The organism is Oleiphilus sp. HI0061 (genome assembly GCF_001635675.1).
The window spans coordinates 1-908 of record NZ_LWFE01000068.1 but is presented as its reverse complement, the minus strand read 5'-3'; the positions used below and the strand labels follow the sequence as shown (position 1 = coordinate 908).

Here is a 908-nt window from a genome sequence, read left to right as displayed (position 1 = left end):
GATGGTGTGGTGGTTGGCGCGGGTGCCAAGGTACTTGGGCCCTTTGATGTAGGGCAAAATGCTAAGATTGGTTCAAATGCAGTTGTTACTAAAGAAGTCCCGGCTGAAGCAACCGTAGTTGGAATCCCGGGACGAATTATTCTCAAATCAGTTCCTGAAACGGCTACCCCGGATGACAGTAAGCGTAAGAAAATGGAAGAGAACTTTGGCTTTGATGCTTATGGCTTAAGTGATGAGATGCCCGACCCGGTTGCGCGTTCGATTAGAAGTATGCTGGATCATATGCATATGGTTGATGAACGGATGAATGAAATGTGCAAATCCTTACGTAAGCTTGATGACGGTTATAACAAAGAGGCTGTACCTTCTATTGATGAAGATGACATGTGCTGTTTTAAAGATATTAAGTAATAGTTCGATTTGGTGAAGGGCTAATGTCTCAATTATTGGGGAGAGGCTTGAGAATACTTGATTAAATTACTCAGGTAATAGATAATTTTTCAGCAATGCATCGCTCCGATGCTGACTATAAACACTTCAAGAGACATGAATTAAGCAATGCGCCTAACCACAAAAGGTAGATATGCAGTCACTGCAATGCTTGATCTTGCGCTGCATGCTTGTCATAACCCGGTTGCCTTAGCAGATATCTCGCTTAGGCAGGGTATCTCTCTTTCTTATTTGGAACAGCTGTTTTCGAAACTTAGACAACGTAAGCTGGTTAGAAGTATACGTGGTCCGGGAGGCGGTTATCAGCTAAATGTTGAGGCTGCTGATATTTCAGTTGCCGCCGTTATTGATGCTGTTGATGAGTCAATTGATACAACTCGTTGCGGCGCCAAAAGCCGTGAGGGTGTGGAGGAAAAAGCTGAGAAAGGCGGTTGTCAGGACGGCGAGCAGTGCCTCAC

General features: G+C 44.6%; 2 protein-coding genes. Both read left to right on the top strand.

From position 1 onward, the window contains the following. A partial coding sequence (locus tag A3735_RS00895) for a serine O-acetyltransferase (protein ID WP_369820492.1) occupies window positions 1-411 on the top strand: 411 nt, incomplete at its 5' end. Between the two features lie 147 nt (window positions 412-558). Continuing rightward, window positions 559-908 (top strand): Rrf2 family transcriptional regulator (locus tag A3735_RS00890; RefSeq protein WP_082885753.1); only part of this gene is annotated, 350 nt, incomplete at its 3' end.